This is a genomic window from Pseudomonas sp. C1C7, from assembly GCF_013359595.1.
Classification (GTDB): domain Bacteria; phylum Pseudomonadota; class Gammaproteobacteria; order Pseudomonadales; family Pseudomonadaceae; genus Aquipseudomonas.
Genome location: NZ_JABFMP010000024.1, coordinates 83,644 through 101,523, shown reverse-complemented (window position 1 = coordinate 101,523; position 17,880 = coordinate 83,644). Strand labels below are relative to the sequence as shown.

Genomic DNA, 17,880 nt, shown 5'->3' with positions numbered 1-17,880 from the left:
GCAAAACTTCCACGGCCGATTGGGTTAAACTGGCCGCCGAGATTCCTCCGGAGGTCAGCATGACTACCCAACGTCACTACTCGCCAATCGACCGCCTTCTGCTGCAAGCCGATGCCGCGATGCGTACTTTGCTGCCTTCCAGTGGCCAGCCGTACCGCCCGTCCCCCGCCATCGTGCAGCCGGACGCCAAAATGAGCGACGAGGACACCCGGCACGTGGCCGGCCTGATGCGCATCAACCATACCGGCGAAGTCTGCGCCCAGGCGCTGTACCAGGGGCAGGCGCTGACCGCCAAGCTGCCGCAGGTGCGAGCGGCCATGGAACATGCCGCCGAGGAAGAAATCGATCACCTGGTCTGGTGCGAGCAGCGCATCCATCAGCTGGGTAGCCACACCAGCATTCTCAATCCGCTGTTCTACGGCATGTCCTTCGGGATCGGCGCGGTTGCAGGTCTGATCAGCGACAAAGTCAGCCTGGGTTTCGTCGCGGCCACCGAAGATCAGGTGTGCAAACACTTGAACGAACACCTCGAGCAGTTGCCGGCGGAAGATGAAAAGTCCCGGGCGATCCTGGAACAGATGCGTATTGATGAAGAGCAGCATGCCGAGAGTGCGCTGGATGCTGGCGGTTTCCGGTTTCCGGCGCCGGTGAAGTTCGGGATGAGTTTGTTGGCCAAGGTGATGACCAAGAGTACTTATCGGATCTGAGATCCTTGGTTGTCTGGAAGGGCCGCTTCGCGAGCAAGCTTCGCTCCTACATAAACGAGAAAGAAAAAAGGCGACTGCCGTGAGGGAGTCGCCTTTTTTGTGTTCGCTGCGGTCGGATGAGCAACTACCCGATTCAGCCAAGCTCGACGATTTCGTAGTCGTGGGTGATCTCGACACCTGCGGCGCCCAGCATGATCGACGCCGAGCAATACTTCTCCGCCGACAGCTCGATGGCACGCTTGACCTGGGCTTCTTTCAACCCGCGGCCCTTGACCACGAAATGCATGTGGATCTTCTTGAAGACTTTCGGATCTTCGCTCGCACGCTCGGCGTCCAGGAACGCTTCGCAGCTCTCGACCGCCTGGCGGGACTTCTTGAGAATGCTGACCACATCGAAGTTACTGCAACCGCCGACACCCAGCAGGAGCATTTCCATCGGCCGGACACCCAGGTTACGGCCACCGGCATCGGGCGGACCGTCCATGACCACGACATGACCACTACCGGATTCGCCGAGGAACATGGCTTCGCCAGCCCATTGGATGCGTGCCTTCATCGCCAAGACTCCACTGTATAAAAAAGGGTCGCCAGCTTAGCACAGGCCCCGTGATTGACAGTGCCCGCCTGCGGAGACGCGCCACCTTAATGTCCGTAGGTAATTTCTCGAATATTGCCGGAAGTGTCTGTTAAGCTGACGCCAATTCGCTGACGCATTGCCGGCTTTGCCGCAGCCGCCGCAATTCATATAAAAACCAAACACACCGTGCAGTCTTTTCGGGATACAACCATGGTTGCTATTGCCCCCACCCCCAAGATCAAGAACCTCGACAAGCTATTGATGCATTGTCAGCGCCGCCGCTATCAGGCCAAGAGCAACATCATTTGCGCTGGCGACCGCGCCGAAACGCTGTTCTTCATCATCAAAGGTTCGGTCACGATCCTGATCGAAGATGACGACGGCCGGGAAATGATCATCGCTTATCTGAATGCCGGGGACTTTTTCGGTGAGTTGGGCCTGTTCGAGCAGGCAGGCCTGGAGCAGCAGCGCAGCGCCTGGGTGCGCGCCAAGGTGGAATGCGAAGTCGCGGAAATCAGTTACACGAAATTCCGTGAACTGTCGCAGCAGGACCCGGACATTCTTTATGTGTTGAGCGGGCAGATCGCCCAGCGACTGCGCAACACCACCCGCAAGGTTGGCGACCTCGCCTTTTTCGACGTCACGGGTCGCGTCGCTCGCTGCCTGCTGGAACTGTGCAAGCAGCCTGACGCCATGACTCACCCCGATGGCATGCAGATCAAGGTGACACGTCAGGAAATCGGGCGGATCGTCGGCTGTTCTCGGGAGATGGTCGGTCGCGTGCTCAAGGACCTTGAGGAACGCAACCTGGTCGACGTCAAGGGCAAGACCATGGTGGTGTTCGGTACGCGCTAGGCGCTGAACATCCGCACCAGCATTTGCCGGTAGAGTTCGTCGAGACGTGCCAGCGCGTCTGGCGCCATGAACTTCTCATGCAGGGCGATGTGGCTTTCGGCACGCACCCGCTGCTCCAGACCACAGGCCTCGTTGAATCGATTGACCGCCGCAACCATCGATTCACGCTCGTTATCCACCAGCATCGCACCGTGAACCAACCCCACCGGCCGCTGCCCGCCCTGACTCTGGCGCCAGCGCTGGGCGGTGCCGACCATCTTGCGCCCGTCCAGGTTGACGTTGAAGCGGCCATCGCAAAACGCGCCTTCGATTTCCCCGAGCGACGACGTCCCGCCCAGCTCATCCAGCAGATCACAGATCGGGTCGCACAAGCGCCGGTATCCGGACTCGATGCGGTTCAGATCGCCTTCACTGCGCGGTGGCGCATAAACCAGGGCGATATTGATGGTCGATGACGATTGCGGCACCGGCTCGCCGCCGGTTTCGCGCAACAGCACCGGCCAGCCGGCAGCGGCGGAGACTTCACAGGCGTGATCGAAGTCGGGCAGGCGGTTCAAGCGGCGCGGCATGACCAAAGCCCGATCGCTGGGCCGCCAGAACAGCAGGCCAAATTCCGTGTTGCCGGCGCAGACCGATGCCAGCAAGTCCTGTTCGGCTTGCAGGCCGGCTTCGATGGTCAGGGAAGTTGGTAGCGACATGGACAGCTCCGGCAGGCTTCAGATCTTCGGGGAATTTGAAGGCCTCTTCGCGAGCAAGCCCGCTCCCACATTAGACCGCATTTAAATGTGGGAGCGGGCTTGCTCGCGAAAGGCATCTCGGTCTGACTGTAATCAGTCGAGGGTCGAACCGCTTACGGGAACACCACGCTCAGGGAAGAACAGACGCTGCAACTCGGTGCCCGGGCTCTCGGCGCGCATGAATGCTTCACCCACCAGGAACGCGTAAACGTCGCTGATTTCCATCAGCTCGACATCCGCCCGATTGAGGATGCCACTTTCGGTGATGACCAGGCGATCACGGGGAATGCGCGGCAACAGGTCCAGCGTGGTTTCCAGGCTGACATCGAAGGTGTGCAGGTTGCGGTTGTTGATACCGACCAATGGCGTGTCGAGGGTTTTCAGGGCCCGCTCCAGTTCGTCACCGTCGTGAACCTCCACCAGCACATCAAGACCAACATCCTTGGCCACGGATGCCAGTTCGGCCATTTTCACGTCATCCAACGCGGATACGATCAACAGCACGCAGTCGGCGCCCAGCGCACGGGCTTCGACGATCTGGTACGGATCGATCATGAAGTCCTTGCGGATCACCGGCAGCTTGCAGGCCGCGCGGGCCTGCTGCAGGTAGGCGTCGGCGCCCTGGAAATAATCGATATCGGTCAGCACCGACAGGCAGGTCGCACCGCCTTTCTCGTAGCTTTTGGCGATGTCGGCAGGCACGAAGTTCTCGCGGATCACACCTTTGCTTGGCGACGCTTTCTTGATCTCGGCAATGACTGCCGGTTGTTTAAGCTTGGCCTGAGCCAGCAACGCCTTGGCAAAACCACGGGGTGCATCGGCCGCCTTGGCCAGATTCTCAAGCTCGGTGAGGCTGACGCGAGCGCTGCGCTCGGCCACTTCCTCAACCTTGCGCGCCAGAATCTTTTCCAGAACCGTCGGTACACTCATCCCTCATTCTCCACTTTGAATACCGCGGTAAATGCGCCCAGCTCCTCGAGTTTTTCCCGAGCCAGGCCTGTATGCAACGCATCGTGCGCCAGGGCAACGCCCTCTTTGAGACTGCTGGCGTGATCGGCGGCGTACAACGCGGCGCCCGCGTTGAGCATAATCATCTCGGCAGCCTTCTGACCGTTTTCAGTTTTGCGCTTGCCCAGTGCATCGCGAATCAGCTCGAGGGAAGCTTCCGGGCTTTCGACAGCCAGGCCGTGCAGGCTCTGGCTTTTCATGCCCAGGTCTTCGGGCTCGACCCAATACTCGGTGATCTGGTCGTCCTTCAGCTCGGCGACGTAGGTCGGTGCAGCCAGGCTGAACTCGTCCAGGCCATCCTTGGAATGCACCACCAGCACATGCTTGCTGCCCAGACGCTGCAACACTTCAGCCAGCGGTCGGCACAAGGCCTGGGTGAACACGCCCACCACCTGATGTTTCACGCCGGCCGGATTCGTAAGCGGGCCGAGCATGTTGAACAGGGTACGCAGCCCCAGCTCCTTGCGCGGAGCGGCGGCGTGCTTCATGGCGCTGTGGTGGGTCTGGGCGAACATGAAACCGATACCGACGTTATCGATGCAGCGCGCCACTTGTACCGGAGTCAGGTTCAGATAGATGCCGGCCGCTTCCAGCAGGTCGGCACTGCCGCTCTTGCCGGAAACCGCACGGTTACCGTGCTTTGCCACGGTGCAACCGGCCGCCGAAACCACGAAGGCGGAGGCGGTCGACACGTTGAAGATATTGGCACCGTCACCGCCGGTGCCTACCACATCGACCACGCCGTCGAGGGTCTTGAGTTCGACTTTGTCCGCCAGCTCGCGCATGACCGACACGGCGCCGACGATTTCGTCGATGCTTTCGCTCTTCATGCGCATGGCCATCATGAACGCGCCAATCTGCGCGTCCGTGCACTGCCCGGTCATGATTTCGCGCATCACGGAGCGCATTTCTTCGGTGCTGAGGTCGAGGTGATCGACGATACGGCTCAAGGCTGTCTTGATATTCATGAAAGGTCCTTAGCGCGTGCCGCCGGTTTGTTTGAGGAAGTTGGCGAAGAGTTCGTGGCCCTGTTCGGTCAGGATAGACTCAGGGTGGAACTGCACACCTTCGATGTTCAATGTCTTGTGACGCAGGCCCATGATCTCGTCGACCGACCCGTCTTCGAGCTGGGTCCAGGCGGTCAGCTCCAGGCAATCGGGCAGAGTTTCGCGCTTGACGATCAACGAGTGGTAGCGGGTAACCGTCAGCGGATGATTCAGGCCTTCGAATACGCCCTTGTCTTCGTGGAACACCGGGCTGGTCTTGCCGTGCATCACCTGACGGGCACGGACCACATCGCCGCCAAAGGCCTGGCCGATGGATTGATGGCCGAGGCAGACGCCCAGAATCGGCAGTTTGCCACCGAAGTGCTTGATCACATCAATCGAGACGCCCGCCTCGGTCGGCGTGCAAGGGCCGGGAGAAACCACGATACGTTCAGGGTTGAGCGCTTCGATTTCGGCGATGGTGAGTTCATCGTTGCGCACGACTTTGACCTCGGCGCCGAGCTCGCCCAAGTATTGCACAACGTTGTAAGTAAAAGAGTCGTAGTTATCGATCATCAGCAACATGGCGTTAAGAACCTCTTGAATTCACTGACTACTAATACGGCCTTCGGGTGAGTGGCCCGCAGCGTCCAGCGCTTGATCGCTCAAGGCGGCCTGCGTGCGGGCAACGCTCATCGGTCAGCCTTGTGGAGTTTGTTCAGCCAGAGCCACCGCACGGAACATCGCGCGGCGCTTGTTCAGGGTTTCTTCCCATTCCAGCGCCGGCACCGAGTCGGCGACGATGCCGCCGCCGGCCTGCACGTGCAGTTCGCCGTTCTTGATCACCGCCGTGCGGATCGCGATGGCGGTGTCCATGTTGCCGTTCCAGGCGAAGTAGCCGACGGCGCCGCCGTAGACACCACGCTTGACCGGTTCCAGTTCATCGATGATTTCCATGGCGCGGATTTTCGGTGCGCCGGACAAGGTGCCCGCCGGCAGAATCGCCCGCAATGAGTCCATCGCCGTCAGGCCTTCCTTCAATTGGCCGGTGACGTTGGAAACGATGTGCATCACGTTGGAATAACGCTCGATGACCATCTTCTCGGTGAGTTTCACCGAACCGATTTCCGATACACGACCGGTGTCGTTGCGACCCAGGTCGATCAGCATCAGGTGCTCGGCGATTTCCTTGGCGTCCGACAGCAGGTCTTTTTCCAGCGCCAGATCAGCCTCTTCGTTCGCGCCACGCGGGCGGGTGCCGGCAATCGGGCGTACGGTAATCAGATTATCTTCGACCCGCACCAGCACTTCCGGCGAACTGCCGACGACGTGGAAATCGCCGAAGTTGAAGAAGTACATGTACGGCGTCGGGTTGAAGCAACGCAGTGCGCGGTACAGATCGATGGGCGCCGCCTTGAAGTCGATCGACATGCGCTGGGACGGCACGACCTGCATGCAGTCGCCAGCCAGGATGTATTCCTTGATGGTGTCGACGGCTTTTTCGTAATCGCCCTGGGTGAAACTTGAGCGGAACACCGGATCAGCCGCTTGCTGCTTGCTGAAATCCAGGCCACGGCGCGGGGTGATTGGCTGGCGAAGTTTTTCCAGCAGCTCTTCCAGACGGGCGCGGCCCTGTTCGAAAGCGTCTTGCTGCGACGGGTCGGCCAGGACGATCGCGTGCATCTTGCCGGCCAGGTTGTCGAACACCACGACCGCATCGGACACCATCAGCAGAATGTCCGGCACGCCCAGCGGATCCGGGTTCGGGCACTTGCCCAGACGCTTTTCCACATAACGCACGCAGTCATAGCCGAAGTACCCCACCAGACCGCCGTTGAAGCGCGGCAGGCCGGCGATGGTCGGCACGTTGTAGCGGGCCTTGAAGGTTTCGACGAAGGCCAGCGGGTCTTCCACATCATGGCTTTCGGTCTCGACGCCATCGACGGTCACGCTGACGTGATGATCGTGAACACGCACGACGGTGCGGCACGGCAGGCCGATGATCGAGTAACGGCCCCATTTTTCGCCGCCCTGCACCGATTCGAGCAGGTAGGAATTGGGCTGGTCGGCCAGTTTCAGGTAGATCGACAGGGGCGTGTCGAAGTCGGCCAGGGTTTCGCAGGCAAGCGGAATGCGGTTATAGCCGGCAGCGGCCAAACGCAGGAATTCTTCGCGGATCATGATATGCCTCGTGGCTTGAGGGTCTAACAGTCAGGTATGCAAACGCGCCGGATGACCGGCCAGGAAAAAGTCAGGCGCGCCAACGCCAACGGGCCAGGGCCTTGATAACTTTCATCCAGAGTTTGCGAGTGACCACCACGATGGCGTTTCCAGAAGGGGGTTGAACAACGTCGGCCAACGTTATCTCAGCGGCAAGGTCCAGGCAACCGGGAATTAGCTTGCGCAGATCGTCGATGACCAGCGCCGGCGACTCTTCGGCAATCGGTCGACCGTGGTTGTAGCCGTAACTCAACGCCACACACTTGACCCCGGCCGCCTTCGCCGCCTGCACATCGCTGCGCGAATCGCCGACAAACAAGGATTGTGAGGCCGGAATGTTGGTCATTTTCATCACGAAAAACAGCGCGGCCGGGTCCGGTTTTTTCTGTGGCAGGGTGTCACCGCCGATGATCAGCCGGAAATATCGGCCGATTTTCATCTGATCCAGCAGCGGGGCGACGAAGCGCTCCGGCTTGTTGGTGATCAGCGCCATCTCGACGCCCTGCTTGTGCAGCCATTTCAGGGTGTCGCGCACACCGGGATAGACCACGGTCAGCTCATGGCTTTCGCCGTAGGCCTGCATGAAGATTTCCAGTGCGCGCTCGGCCTCGGCATCGTCCACCGCCGAATGGTCCAGAGCACCGGCCAGCGCCCGACGCACCAGCACCGGCGCGCCGTTGCCAACCCACTCGCGCACCGCTTCGATGCCGGCAGGTTGGCGACCGAGCTTGAGCAGCATGTTATCCACAGCCGCCGCGAGATCCGGGACTGAATCGATCAGCGTGCCATCCAGATCGAACATCACCAGCTTTGGCAGGCTTCCCGGGAACAGCTGCTCGAAACCGCTCATGGACGAGCCAGCGCCAGTTCGGAGCGCATCTTGTCGATGACTTCCTGGTAGTTCGGCGCATTGAAGATCGCCGAACCGGCGACGAAGGTGTCGGCGCCCGCCGCGGCGATTTCACGGATGTTGTTCACATTCACGCCACCGTCGATTTCCAGGCGGATGTCGCGACCGGAAGCGTCGATCAGCGCCCGTGCTTCACGCAGTTTGTCGAGGGTGCCGGGGATGAACTTCTGCCCGCCGAAGCCCGGGTTGACGCTCATCAGCAGGATCATGTCGACCTTGTCCATCACGTACTTGAGCACGTCCAGCGGGGTCGCCGGGTTGAACACCAGGCCCGACTTGCAGCCGCCTTCGCGGATCAGTTGCAGGGAACGGTCGATGTGCTGGGTGGCTTCCGGGTGGAAGGTGATATAGGTCGCGCCGGCTTCGATGAAGTCACCGACGATGCGGTCTACCGGGCTGACCATCAGGTGCGCGTCGATCGGCGCGGTCACGCCGTACTTGCGCAGCGCCGCACAGACCATCGGGCCGATGGTCAGGTTGGGCACGTAATGGTTGTCCATGACATCGAAGTGCACGAAGTCGGCGCCGGCGGCCAGGACATTGTCCACTTCCTCACCCAGGCGGGCGAAGTCGGCGGAGAGAATCGACGGAGCAATTACGAAGGGCTGCATGACGCACCTTTTCTGAGCCAAATCACGATGGCGCGCATTGTATACCTCATGCTTTGGCGCGCGCACCGTAACCGCGATGATCAGTAGGCCACTCGGTAATTTTTCTCGATATCGACAGGGCTGTTCATTTTTCCTGTAGGAGCGAGCTTGCTCGCTCCTACAGGGAGGGTTGCGTCAGGGTTGGGCAGTGCGCATTTTCTCGCTGCGTCCGCGCAGCCATTCCAGGGTCAGCAGCAGGATCACCGAGAAGGCGATCAGCAGCGTCGCGGCGGCGGCGATGGTCGGGCTCAGGTTTTCGCGGATACCGCTGAACATCTGCCGTGGCAGGGTCGCCTGCTCGGGGCCGGCGAGGAACAGCGTCACCACCACCTCGTCGAAGGATGTGGCAAAGGCGAACAACGCACCGGAGATCACGCCCGGAGCAATCAGCGGCAAAGTCACACGGCGGAACGTCACCAGCGGCGAAGCGCCGAGGCTTGCAGCCGCCCGTACCAGGTTGTGGTTGAACCCCTGCAAGGTCGCCGACACGGTAATGATGACGAACGGCACACCCAATACCGCGTGCACGATAATCAGCGAGAAGAAGCTGTTACCCAGGCCCAGGGGCGCAAAGAACAGGTAGCTGGCCACGCCGATGATCACCACCGGCACCACCATCGGCGAGATCACCAGCGCCATGACCAGTGGCTTGCCCGGGAAATCGCCGCGGGTCAGGCCGATCGCCGCCAACGTACCGAAGATCATCGCCAGCACCGTGGCCGCCGGGGCGACGATGATGCTGTTCTTCAGTGCCCGCATCCACTCCGCCGAGGCGAAGAAGTCGTGGTACCACTGCAGCGAAAAGCCTTGCAGCGGGTACACCAGGAAGCTGCCGGAGTTGAACGACAACGGAACGATCACCAGTACCGGCAGGATCAGGAACAACAGAATCAGGCCGCAGAGAATCCGCAAGCTGTAGAACCACGCCCGCTCGATGGGCGACATATAAGGACTCAGCATTTCATTACTCCCCTTAGCCCAGACGCAGGCGGCTCGCGCCCACCAGCCAGCTGTAGATCAGATAAAGCACCACGGTCGCCAGGAGCAGCAGGCCGCCGAGGGCGGTCGCCATGCCCCAGTTGATGCTGGTGTTGGTGTAGAAGGCGACGAAGTAGCTGACCATCTGATCGTTCGGGCTGCCCAGCAACGCCGGGGTGATGTAGTAGCCGATGGCGAGGATGAACACCAACAGGCAACCGGCGCCGACACCGGCATAGGTCTGCGGGAAGTACACCCGCCAGAAGCTGGCGAACGGGTGGCAGCCCAGGGAAATCGCCGCACGCATGTAGGTCGGCGAGATGCCTTTCATCACGCTGTAGATCGGCAGGATCATGAACGGCAGCAGGATGTGCACCATGGAGATGTAGACGCCGATGCGGTTGAACACCAATTCCACCGGCTTGTCGATGATGCCCAGGGCCATCAGGCCGCTGTTGATCAGGCCACCGGATTGCAACAGCACGATCCACGCTGCGACCCGCACCAGGATCGAGGTCCAGAACGGCAACAGCACCAGAATCATCAACAGGTTGCTTTGCCGCGACGGCAGGTTCGCCAGCAGGTAAGCCAATGGATAGGCCAACACCAGGCAGACCACGGTAATGATCAGGCCCATCCAGAAAGTGCGGGCGAAGATATCCAGGTAAATCGCCTGATCCGGGGTGGCTGGAGCCAGTTCGCCCAAGTCGTCGATGCGATGATCGACCGCAGCCAGCAGGTAATACGGGGTGATGCTGCTGGTGTTGCGACGTACCGCTTGCCAGTAGGCCGGATCGCCCCAGCGCTCGTCGAGACCTTCCAGCGCTTCTTTATAAGAGGCAGGCTCCGTGGCCAGCGGCAGGGCGCGGGCGGTTTTGGTCAGCAGGCTGCGGTAGCCGGCCAGTTCCATGTTCAGGCGTTTGGACAAATCGCCCAGGGTCTGATTCTTGCGCGCTTCGGCGAGGTCTTCGGCGGCCGCCTTGTAAACCGGTTCAGCGGGCAGGCCGCGGCCGTCCCAACTGGCGATGGCCGACACGGTGCGCGGCATGCCGCCGACCACTTCCGGGTTACCAACGCTTTTGTAGAGCAGCGCCACGATTGGCACCAGAAACACCAGCAACAGAAACAGCACCAGCGGCGCAATCAACGCCTGGGCCTTCCAGCGGTTGACCCGCTCGGCGTGCTTGAGCCGCTGCTTCAAGGTGGGGTCAGTGCCCGCGTTCACGGGAACGGCGATAGCCATGGCGTACTCCGGAAATCTTTGATCGTTGCAGAGGCGGAATGCCACCTCGATCGTTTAATACACACTGTTCAAATGTGGGGGCGGGCTTGCTCGCGAACGCGGAGTGTCAGTCATCAACGATGTTGAATGTGCTGACATCTCGCGAGCAAGCTCGCTCCTACAGCGTAAGTCCGCGCTGCGGTCTTACTTGGCAGCCCAGGCGTTGAAGCGCTGTTCCAGTTGCTCGCCGTTGTCAGCCCAGAAGGTGACGTCGATCTGAACCTGGTTGGCGATGTTTTCCGGGGTGGTCGGCATGTCTTTCAGGACATCCTTGGCCAGCAGCGGCACAGCCTGGGTGTTGGCCGGACCGTAGGCGATGTTTTCCGAGTAGGTCTTCTGCTGCTGTGGCTGCACCGAGAAGGCGATGAATTTCTTCGCAGCCTCGGCACGCGCCTTGTCCAGACCCTTCGGAATGGCCCATGCGTCGAAGTCGTAGATGCCGCCGTTCCACACCACTTTCAGGTTGCTTTCTTTCTGCACGGCAGCGATGCGGCCGTTGTAGGCCGAGCTCATGACCACGTCACCGGAGGCCAGGTATTGCGGCGGTTGTGCGCCGGCTTCCCACCACTGGATGTTTGGCTTGAGTTCATCGAGTTTCTTGAAGGCGCGGTCCTGACCGTCCTTGCCGGCCAGCACTTTGTAGACGTCTTTTGGCGCAACACCGTCGGCCATCAGGGCGAATTCCAGAGTGTACTTGGCGCCTTTGCGCAGGCCACGCTTACCCGGGAATTGCTTGGTGTCCCAGAAATCCGCCCAGCTGGTCGGTGCCGTTTTCAGCTTGTCGGCGTTGTAGGCCAGCACGGTCGACCACACGAAGAAGCCCACGCCGCATGGCTGGATGGCGCCCTTGACGTAATCTTCGGTTTTGCCGAACAGCGCAGGGTCCAGTTGCTCGAACATGTCTTCATCGCAGCCACGGGACAGTTCTGGCGACTCAACTTCCACCAGGTCCCAGGACACGCTCTTGGTGTCGACCATGGCTTTGACCTTGGCCATTTCGCCGTTGTATTCACCCGCGACGATCTTGCCGTTGCCTGCCGCTTCCCACGGTGCATAGAAGGCCTTGACCTGAGCGGCCTTGTTCGCCCCGCCAAAGGACACCACGGTCAGGTCCGGGCCTGCGGCCATTGCGCTCGCAGCCCCCATCATGCCCAGTGCCAAAGCGGTGAATTTCAGGGATCTCAACATTTATTGTTCTCTCCACGTGCAGGGTTGGTGTTGTTGCAGCCGGGGCGATCAGTTCGCCTCTAGAATCGGGTCGAGCGCACGAACGTGTTCGACCTGCCAGCCAAGCGGAACCACGTCGCCGACCGCGAGCGCAGGATCGAGCTCGGCAATCGGTTGCTTCACGAAGAAGTCGGTCTTGCCACAGACTTCCAGGCGAACCCGGACGTGGTCGCCCAGATAGATGAATTCCGCCACCCGTCCCGAGAAGCGGTTGATGCACGACTCGCTGGAGCCATTGAGGCTCACGCGCTCCGGGCGAATGGACAACGTCACCGGCTCGCCGGTCTGGCCGACGTTCACCGCCAGGGCTTCAACTTTTTCACCACGCCCCAGTTCCACCACGCAGCGGTCGCCGGTCTGGCTGTGCAGACGGCCGTTGAGACGGTTGTTTTCGCCAATGAAGTTGGCAACGAAGGTGTTTTTCGGTTCTTCATACAGCGTACGCGGAGGCGCGATCTGCTGAATCTCGCCCTGATGGAACACTGCCACCCGGTCGGACATGGTCAGGGCTTCGCCCTGGTCGTGGGTCACGTAGACCACGGTCACGCCCAGACGCTGGTGCAGGTGCTTGATTTCCATCTGCATGTGTTCACGCAGCTGCTTGTCGAGGGCACCGAGCGGTTCGTCCATCAGCACCAGTTGCGGTTCGAACACCAGCGCGCGGGCCAGTGCGACACGCTGCTGCTGGCCACCGGACAGTTGCCCCGGATAGCGCTGGGCGAAGCTGTTGAGTTGCACCATATTCAGCACGCGCTTGACCTTCTCGCCGACTTCGCTCTTGCTCAAGCCGCGCACGGTCAGGGGAAACGCCAGGTTCTCGGCGACGGTCATGTGCGGGAACAGTGCGTAGTTCTGGAACACCATGCCGATGTCACGCTTGTGCGGCGGCACGTTGTTGATGGAGCGCCCGGCCAACAGGATTTCACCCGCGGTCGGAGTTTCGAAACCGGCGAGCATCATCAGGCTGGTGGTCTTGCCCGAGCCCGACGGACCGAGCAGGGTGAGGAATTCGCCTTTGCGAATATCCAGGTTGAGGTCTTTGACGATCAGGTTCTCGCCGTCGTAGCTCTTCTGCACTCCACGAAAGCTGACCAGAACATCATTGGCCCCTGCACTTGAATCGACCTGGCTCATACCCACACCTTTGTTGTGATGACTGCTGTGGACTAAGCCTAGTGGAGCCTTGGGACCACGCAAATCGGGCCGCAGGAGAGAATCGCCTCAGCAGGATGGAAGGTTGGGGGTAGGGATTGCCCTACAAGGATGGCGCGATTGGACAACAGCAGTGGGCAGCTACGAGCTGCAAGCGGCAAGTAAAGGCAAAAGCAGCATCGAGGCGTGTCGTAAATGGATAAGCCCCTGTGGGGCTTGCTCCCAATCGCGATATTGATGTGTAGGCCACACAACCTCTGTAGGAGCGAGCTTGGTGATCGTCAGAGGAGTTTGTGTTCCATGGCGTACTTCACCAGTTCGGCCAGGGAGGTGATGTTGAGCTTCTGCATCAATCGCGCCTTGTGGGTGCTGATGGTCTTGCTGCTCAACGCCAGTTGCTGGGCGATGTCGTTGACGTTGGCGCCCTGGGCCAGGCGCTCGAACACGGAAAATTCGCGTTCGGAAAGCAATGAATGCAAGGGTCGCGAATCGGTCAGGCCGACTTCGAAGACCATGCGGTCGGCCAGTTCGGGATCGATGTATCGCCCGCCCGCCGCGACCCGACGGATGGCCGTCAGCAGCAGAGACGGATCGCTGTCCTTGGTCGCATAGCCAGCAGCGCCGACCTTCAACGCCCGGGCGGCCATCTGCGCTTCGTCGTGCATCGACAGCACCAGGATCACCGGCGGATTGTTCAGCGCACGAATCCGCGGAATCGCCTCCAGGCCATTCACTCCCGGCATCGAGATATCGAGCAACACCACCTCGCAGGGCACATGCCGCAAGGTCTCCAGCAACTGCTCACCATTGCTCGCCTCCCCCACCACCAACAAGTCCTTGGCCAGGCCGATCAGTTGCTTGATGCCTTCGCGGACGATGGTGTGGTCTTCGGCTACCAGTACACGGATCACGTTCTTCTCCAGATTCAGGATCTATCGCGAGCAGGCTCGCTCCCACAAATGCCTCACAGAATTGCTCCCTCCTGTGTGCGAGCCTGCTCGCGATAGCGTCAGCGCAAACAACACCGTCTCAGGCCACATCCAACGGCACCCGCACAATCAGGGTCGTGCCCTCCCCCGGCTCGCTCTCAAGCAACAACTGCCCGCCCAGGATCAGCACCCGCTCGCGCATCCCCACCAGGCCAAAGGAGGCCGGCCGCTCATCCGACACAACAAATCCTACGCCATCATCGCTGACGGCCAGACACAGTTCGTCGCCCTCGATGGACAGTGTCAGTTCGACAGTATGCGCCTGAGCGTGCCGCATGACATTGGTCAGCGCCTCCTGAAGGATGCGAAACAGGCCGACAGCCCTGGCATCGCTGAGCACCGGCAGACTCTCCGGCACCTGCACCAGACACGGAATCTGCGTGCGCGCCTCGAAGCGCCGGGCCTGCCACTCGATGGCCGAGGCGATGCCCGCATCGAGAATCGGCGGACGCAAGGCCGTCGCCACATCGCGCACCAACTGGAACAGCTGGGCAATCAGACGCTTCATGCTGTTCAAGCGCTCGTGCAGGCCCGGATCGAGTTGCGCGTAGGCCAGTTCGCACATGGAGGTTTCCAGTTTCAACACGGTCAACATCTGCCCCAGTTCGTCGTGAACCTCTCGGGCAATGCGCGCCTTTTCCTCCTCGCGCACGCTCTCCAGATGCGCGGAGAGTTCCCGCAATTGTTCCCGGGAGCTGGCCAGTTCCAGCTCGATGCGCTTGCTTTCGCTGATGTCCCAGACAATGCCGTCCCAGACATAGGCACCGTCCTCCAGCTGCCGGGTGATCGCCTTGATCTCCGCCCAGCGCTGCTCGCCCTGACGCGTAAGGATCCGGCCCTGCCACGACCAGTCGCTGTCAGTGTCCAGCGCATGGTCCTGGGTCTGGTGATAGCTGGCCTTGTCGTCCGGGTGCACGAGACTGCGCAGACCTTTGTCGCGATGAGCCAGGGTGGCCGGCGAGTAACCCACCAGGCTTTCGCTGCCTTCGCTGATGTAGGCAAAGTCGATCTGCCCTGACACCGGCGCCCGTTCCAGGCGAAAGACCAGACCCGGCACGTTCGCCGCGATCCCTTGCAGCCGCGCTTCACTTTCCTGCAGCGCAGCCAGGGCTCGGCGGCGCTCGGTGACGTCGGTGAGATACACCACCAGATACTCGCCATCACGAAAACGCAGGAAACTCAGCGAAACATCCGCCGGCAGGATGCTGCCATCGGCGCGCAGGCAGTTGGTTTCGAAGCTCTGAGGCGACTCGTCGCTGGCCCGCGCGCGCTTCCACAGGTTCAGCCAGCGGTCCATGTGCAGACCGGGCTCGAAGTCGATCAGCGGCCGGTCGATGGTTCCGCCCGGTGCATACCCCAGCATGGTTTCGGCGGCACGGTTGGCGTAGCGCACGTGGCTGTCCCAGTTGACCCATAGGATGCCGACGGTGCTCTGATCGATGGAAAACTGGGTGAGTCGCAGCGCCTCCTCGCTGGCGGCGCGCAGGGCAATGTCTTCCTGCGCCACGGCCAGTCGATGCTCCAGGCTGCGTTGCTGACGGCGTTGCCAATACACGATGGCCATGCTGCTCAATGCCAGCACGAGGAATAGCAGGCTGAGGTTTTGCCAGAAGCCCGGCGACTCGGTGAGCCGTGGATACTTGGGTTGCAGCCATTGATCGTGGAGCTTTTCCAGATCCTTGGCCGGGATTGCCCGCAGCGCGGTTTCGACGATCCCGGCCAGCTCCGGCTCATCGCGCCGGGTGGCCACCCGCAACAGTTGCGGCAGGCCGATATCTCCCACGACCACTAAACCTGCGAACTCCGGCTCGCTGGAAAGACGGCCCAATTGCGCCTCATCCACCACGGCATAACCGGCTTGCTGGTTCAACAACAGTTGCAGCGCCTGACGCTCGATCGGAACGCCCTGCAGGTTCAGGTGCGGATAGTTGCTGCGCAGGTAGTCGGCGGTGGCGCTGGGCATGCGAACGGCGACGCGGGTCTGGCTGTCGAGTTTTTCCAGCTCCACCGCGCCGGTGCTTTTCTGGTCACTGACCACCAGTTGCGGCACACGCATGTACGGATCGGAGAACTGCCACAGGCGCAGACCTCCGGGAGTCTGGGTCAAGCCTGGGGCGATATCGATTTCACCGGCGCGCGCTGCGGCTTCCAGATGCTCGAGATCAGGAAAATTGCGCCAGCTCAACTCGACCTTGAGCGACCGGGCCAGCCATTTCATCAGTTCGACGTTGACCCCGGACAGTCGCTGCAAGCGGCGATCGTATTGCGCATAGGGCGCCTGCAGAACCAGCCCGACGCGCAGCTCGCTCTGCTGCGCCAGCCATTGCTGTTGCTTGGGCGACAACGCCGCGACGTGCGCCGGGGGCACCACGGTGGCCCAGCCCATCAAGGGAAACCACAACCAGCCGATAACCCATAGGCAGCGAAAACGCATCATCGAACTCTCACACCCTGACAAATACTGACCAACCCATTAGGCTGCCGGAATCACTTCTGGCCTGGAATATCCGATGCCCCCTGTCTACCGCCTGGCACTGCCAGCATTGTGCCTGTCGCTGATCCTGCCATGGGCTTTTTCCGTCGAGGCTGCCGATCCGGCACCCGCCACCCAGCCTGACGCTGCCGCGGAAAAGCCCGCCGAAGAAAAACCGGCAGAGCGTCAGCCTCTGCCCGAGCGTAGTCAGGAAGAAGCCGCGGCGCTGGAGCGAAAAATCCCTGCGCAGGAACAGCAACAACTGCAAGCGGGCAGCGACACTTTCCTGGCCTTGTGGAAACCGGCCAACACGCCAGAGCCCAAAGGGGCGGTGATTATCGTCCCGGGCGCCGGCGAAACCGCTGACTGGCCTCAAGCAATCGGTCCGTTGCGGCGCAATTTGCCCAACGCACAATGGAGCAGCCTGAGTATCACCTTGCCGGACCTGCAAAGCGATGCCATTGCGCCACGCGTTGCCGAAACGCCGCCAGCGCCCAAGGTTCCAGATACCGCCAGCAAGGACTCGACAACCGCCGCGCCCATCGAGCAGGCGGCCGGTGGTGAAGCCGGGGAAGCCGACGTCGCTGACAAACCGGTTGCCGAAACCAGCGAAGAACAGTCCAAGGCGGATGCCGAACGAATCTTCACCCGCATCGACGCGGCCATCGCCTTCGCCGAACAGCAAAGCGCTCGCAGCATCGTCGTATTGGGGCATGGCACTGGCGCCTACTGGGCCGCGCGCTATTTGAGCGAAAAGCAACCCTCGCAAGTCGAGCGGTTCGTCATGATCGCCGCACAGACGCCTGTCCAGGCCAAGCCGGAACTGGACGAGCTTGCGCCCAACCTGAAGCTGCCCACCGCAGACATTTTCTATATGGATAAACCGCTGGATCGCAATACGGCGCTGGCCCGCTTGCAGGCGAGCAAACGCTTGAAGGATTCGACATTCAGCCAGGTGTCGCTCAAGGCGTTGCCGGGGGATAGCAAGGCGCAGCAGGAGCAGTTGGTGCGCCGGGTGCGGGGTTGGTTGAATCCGCAGAATGCGGCGGATTGATAGATCGGGTTGAACCTTTCGCGGGCAAGCCTCGCTGCTACAGGCAAACAACTCAAAGCCTGTAGCAGCGAGGCT

At 61.0% G+C, this 17,880-nt stretch carries 17 protein-coding genes; 3 read left to right on the top strand and 14 right to left on the bottom strand.

The annotated features are described in order from the left end of the window. The first annotated feature begins 59 nt into the window (after nucleotides 1-59). A complete protein-coding gene (coq7, locus tag HNO86_RS19570) occupies nucleotides 60-707 on the top strand; it encodes a 2-polyprenyl-3-methyl-6-methoxy-1,4-benzoquinone monooxygenase (protein ID WP_175378578.1) in 648 nt (215 codons plus the stop codon). A 133-nt stretch (nucleotides 708-840) separates the two neighbouring features. Here coq7 and HNO86_RS19565 read toward each other — a convergent pair whose 3' ends face one another. Beyond that, complete coding sequence (locus HNO86_RS19565) at nucleotides 841-1,263, bottom strand: OsmC family protein (RefSeq protein WP_175378577.1); 423 nt, start codon at nucleotides 1,261-1,263, stop codon at nucleotides 841-843. A gap of 231 nt (nucleotides 1,264-1,494) precedes the next feature. Between HNO86_RS19565 and crp the strand changes: the two genes are divergently transcribed. Then, the gene (gene crp, locus HNO86_RS19560) at nucleotides 1,495-2,139 is read left to right on the top strand and encodes a cAMP-activated global transcriptional regulator CRP (RefSeq protein ID WP_175378576.1); all 645 of its coding nucleotides are present in this window, start codon (nucleotides 1,495-1,497) and stop codon (nucleotides 2,137-2,139) included. On the opposite strand, the gene HNO86_RS19555 is transcribed toward crp, so the two are convergent. The 13 genes from HNO86_RS19555 to HNO86_RS19495 form a co-directional block, all read right to left on the bottom strand. Then, complete coding sequence (locus tag HNO86_RS19555) at nucleotides 2,136-2,837, bottom strand: lipoate--protein ligase family protein (protein WP_175378575.1); 702 nt, start codon at nucleotides 2,835-2,837, stop codon at nucleotides 2,136-2,138. The two genes, crp and HNO86_RS19555, sit on opposite strands and share 4 nt — an antisense overlap. 132 nt (nucleotides 2,838-2,969) lie before the next feature. Then, nucleotides 2,970-3,806 carry an indole-3-glycerol phosphate synthase TrpC gene (gene trpC / locus HNO86_RS19550; RefSeq protein WP_175378574.1) on the bottom strand — a complete coding sequence of 279 codons (837 nt, stop codon included), beginning with the start codon at nucleotides 3,804-3,806 and terminating at the stop codon, nucleotides 2,970-2,972. Continuing rightward, nucleotides 3,803-4,852 (bottom strand): anthranilate phosphoribosyltransferase, encoded by a 1,050-nt coding sequence (gene trpD / locus HNO86_RS19545; RefSeq protein ID WP_175378573.1) that lies wholly within the window; start codon nucleotides 4,850-4,852, stop codon nucleotides 3,803-3,805. Before trpD ends, trpC begins: the two co-directional genes overlap by 4 nt. Before the next feature lie 9 nt (nucleotides 4,853-4,861). Then, nucleotides 4,862-5,455: an aminodeoxychorismate/anthranilate synthase component II gene (locus HNO86_RS19540; RefSeq protein ID WP_150634269.1), complete on the bottom strand. Its 594-nt coding sequence runs from the start codon at nucleotides 5,453-5,455 to the stop codon at nucleotides 4,862-4,864. 114 nt (nucleotides 5,456-5,569) lie between these two features. Continuing rightward, entirely contained in the window at nucleotides 5,570-7,051 is a 1,482-nt protein-coding gene (gene trpE / locus HNO86_RS19535) for an anthranilate synthase component I (RefSeq protein WP_175378572.1), read from the bottom strand. A 70-nt stretch (nucleotides 7,052-7,121) separates the two neighbouring features. After that, nucleotides 7,122-7,940, bottom strand: a complete 819-nt coding sequence (locus HNO86_RS19530) for a phosphoglycolate phosphatase (RefSeq protein WP_175378571.1) — start codon at nucleotides 7,938-7,940, stop codon at nucleotides 7,122-7,124. Continuing rightward, entirely contained in the window at nucleotides 7,937-8,611 is a 675-nt protein-coding gene (rpe, locus tag HNO86_RS19525) for a ribulose-phosphate 3-epimerase (RefSeq protein ID WP_077048203.1), read from the bottom strand. Before rpe ends, HNO86_RS19530 begins: the two co-directional genes overlap by 4 nt. Before the next feature lie 174 nt (nucleotides 8,612-8,785). Beyond that, the gene (locus HNO86_RS19520; RefSeq protein WP_175378570.1) at nucleotides 8,786-9,610 is read right to left on the bottom strand and encodes an ABC transporter permease; all 825 of its coding nucleotides are present in this window, start codon (nucleotides 9,608-9,610) and stop codon (nucleotides 8,786-8,788) included. 13 nt (nucleotides 9,611-9,623) lie between these two features. After that, nucleotides 9,624-10,871 (bottom strand): ABC transporter permease, encoded by a 1,248-nt coding sequence (locus tag HNO86_RS19515; protein ID WP_175378569.1) that lies wholly within the window; start codon nucleotides 10,869-10,871, stop codon nucleotides 9,624-9,626. Between the two features lie 183 nt (nucleotides 10,872-11,054). After that, nucleotides 11,055-12,098, bottom strand: a complete 1,044-nt coding sequence (locus tag HNO86_RS19510) for an ABC transporter substrate-binding protein (protein WP_175378568.1) — start codon at nucleotides 12,096-12,098, stop codon at nucleotides 11,055-11,057. 48 nt (nucleotides 12,099-12,146) lie between these two features. Next, nucleotides 12,147-13,271: an ABC transporter ATP-binding protein gene (locus HNO86_RS19505; RefSeq protein ID WP_175378567.1), complete on the bottom strand. Its 1,125-nt coding sequence runs from the start codon at nucleotides 13,269-13,271 to the stop codon at nucleotides 12,147-12,149. A 299-nt stretch (nucleotides 13,272-13,570) separates the two neighbouring features. Next, nucleotides 13,571-14,200 carry a response regulator gene (locus HNO86_RS19500; RefSeq protein ID WP_175378566.1) on the bottom strand — a complete coding sequence of 210 codons (630 nt, stop codon included), beginning with the start codon at nucleotides 14,198-14,200 and terminating at the stop codon, nucleotides 13,571-13,573. Nucleotides 14,201-14,318: 118 nt separating this feature from the next. Then, nucleotides 14,319-16,715, bottom strand: coding sequence for a PAS domain S-box protein (locus HNO86_RS19495; RefSeq protein WP_175378565.1), 2,397 nt, complete (start codon nucleotides 16,713-16,715; stop codon nucleotides 14,319-14,321). A 73-nt stretch (nucleotides 16,716-16,788) separates the two neighbouring features. Between HNO86_RS19495 and HNO86_RS19490 the strand changes: the two genes are divergently transcribed. Then, the gene (locus HNO86_RS19490; protein ID WP_175378564.1) at nucleotides 16,789-17,805 is read left to right on the top strand and encodes an alpha/beta hydrolase family protein; all 1,017 of its coding nucleotides are present in this window, start codon (nucleotides 16,789-16,791) and stop codon (nucleotides 17,803-17,805) included. The last annotated feature ends 75 nt before the right edge of the window (nucleotides 17,806-17,880 follow it).

Excerpts from the sequence above, each read along its gene's own strand:
- coq7 (WP_175378578.1), top strand. The coding sequence starts at position 60 with ATGACTACCCAACGTCACTACTCGCCAATCGACCGCCTTCTGCTGCAA.
- HNO86_RS19565 (WP_175378577.1), bottom strand. The coding sequence starts at position 1,263 with ATGAAGGCACGCATCCAATGGGCTGGCGAAGCCATGTTCCTCGGCGAA.
- crp (WP_175378576.1), top strand. The coding sequence starts at position 1,495 with ATGGTTGCTATTGCCCCCACCCCCAAGATCAAGAACCTCGACAAGCTA.
- HNO86_RS19555 (WP_175378575.1), bottom strand. The coding sequence starts at position 2,837 with ATGTCGCTACCAACTTCCCTGACCATCGAAGCCGGCCTGCAAGCCGAA.
- trpC (WP_175378574.1), bottom strand. The coding sequence starts at position 3,806 with ATGAGTGTACCGACGGTTCTGGAAAAGATTCTGGCGCGCAAGGTTGAG.
- trpD (WP_175378573.1), bottom strand. The coding sequence starts at position 4,852 with ATGAATATCAAGACAGCCTTGAGCCGTATCGTCGATCACCTCGACCTC.
- HNO86_RS19540 (WP_150634269.1), bottom strand. The coding sequence starts at position 5,455 with ATGTTGCTGATGATCGATAACTACGACTCTTTTACTTACAACGTTGTG.
- trpE (WP_175378572.1), bottom strand. The coding sequence starts at position 7,051 with ATGATCCGCGAAGAATTCCTGCGTTTGGCCGCTGCCGGCTATAACCGC.
- HNO86_RS19530 (WP_175378571.1), bottom strand. The coding sequence starts at position 7,940 with ATGAGCGGTTTCGAGCAGCTGTTCCCGGGAAGCCTGCCAAAGCTGGTG.
- rpe (WP_077048203.1), bottom strand. The coding sequence starts at position 8,611 with ATGCAGCCCTTCGTAATTGCTCCGTCGATTCTCTCCGCCGACTTCGCC.
- HNO86_RS19520 (WP_175378570.1), bottom strand. The coding sequence starts at position 9,610 with ATGCTGAGTCCTTATATGTCGCCCATCGAGCGGGCGTGGTTCTACAGC.
- HNO86_RS19515 (WP_175378569.1), bottom strand. The coding sequence starts at position 10,871 with ATGGCTATCGCCGTTCCCGTGAACGCGGGCACTGACCCCACCTTGAAG.
- HNO86_RS19510 (WP_175378568.1), bottom strand. The coding sequence starts at position 12,098 with ATGTTGAGATCCCTGAAATTCACCGCTTTGGCACTGGGCATGATGGGG.
- HNO86_RS19505 (WP_175378567.1), bottom strand. The coding sequence starts at position 13,271 with ATGAGCCAGGTCGATTCAAGTGCAGGGGCCAATGATGTTCTGGTCAGC.
- HNO86_RS19495 (WP_175378565.1), bottom strand. The coding sequence starts at position 16,715 with ATGATGCGTTTTCGCTGCCTATGGGTTATCGGCTGGTTGTGGTTTCCC.
- HNO86_RS19490 (WP_175378564.1), top strand. The coding sequence starts at position 16,789 with ATGCCCCCTGTCTACCGCCTGGCACTGCCAGCATTGTGCCTGTCGCTG.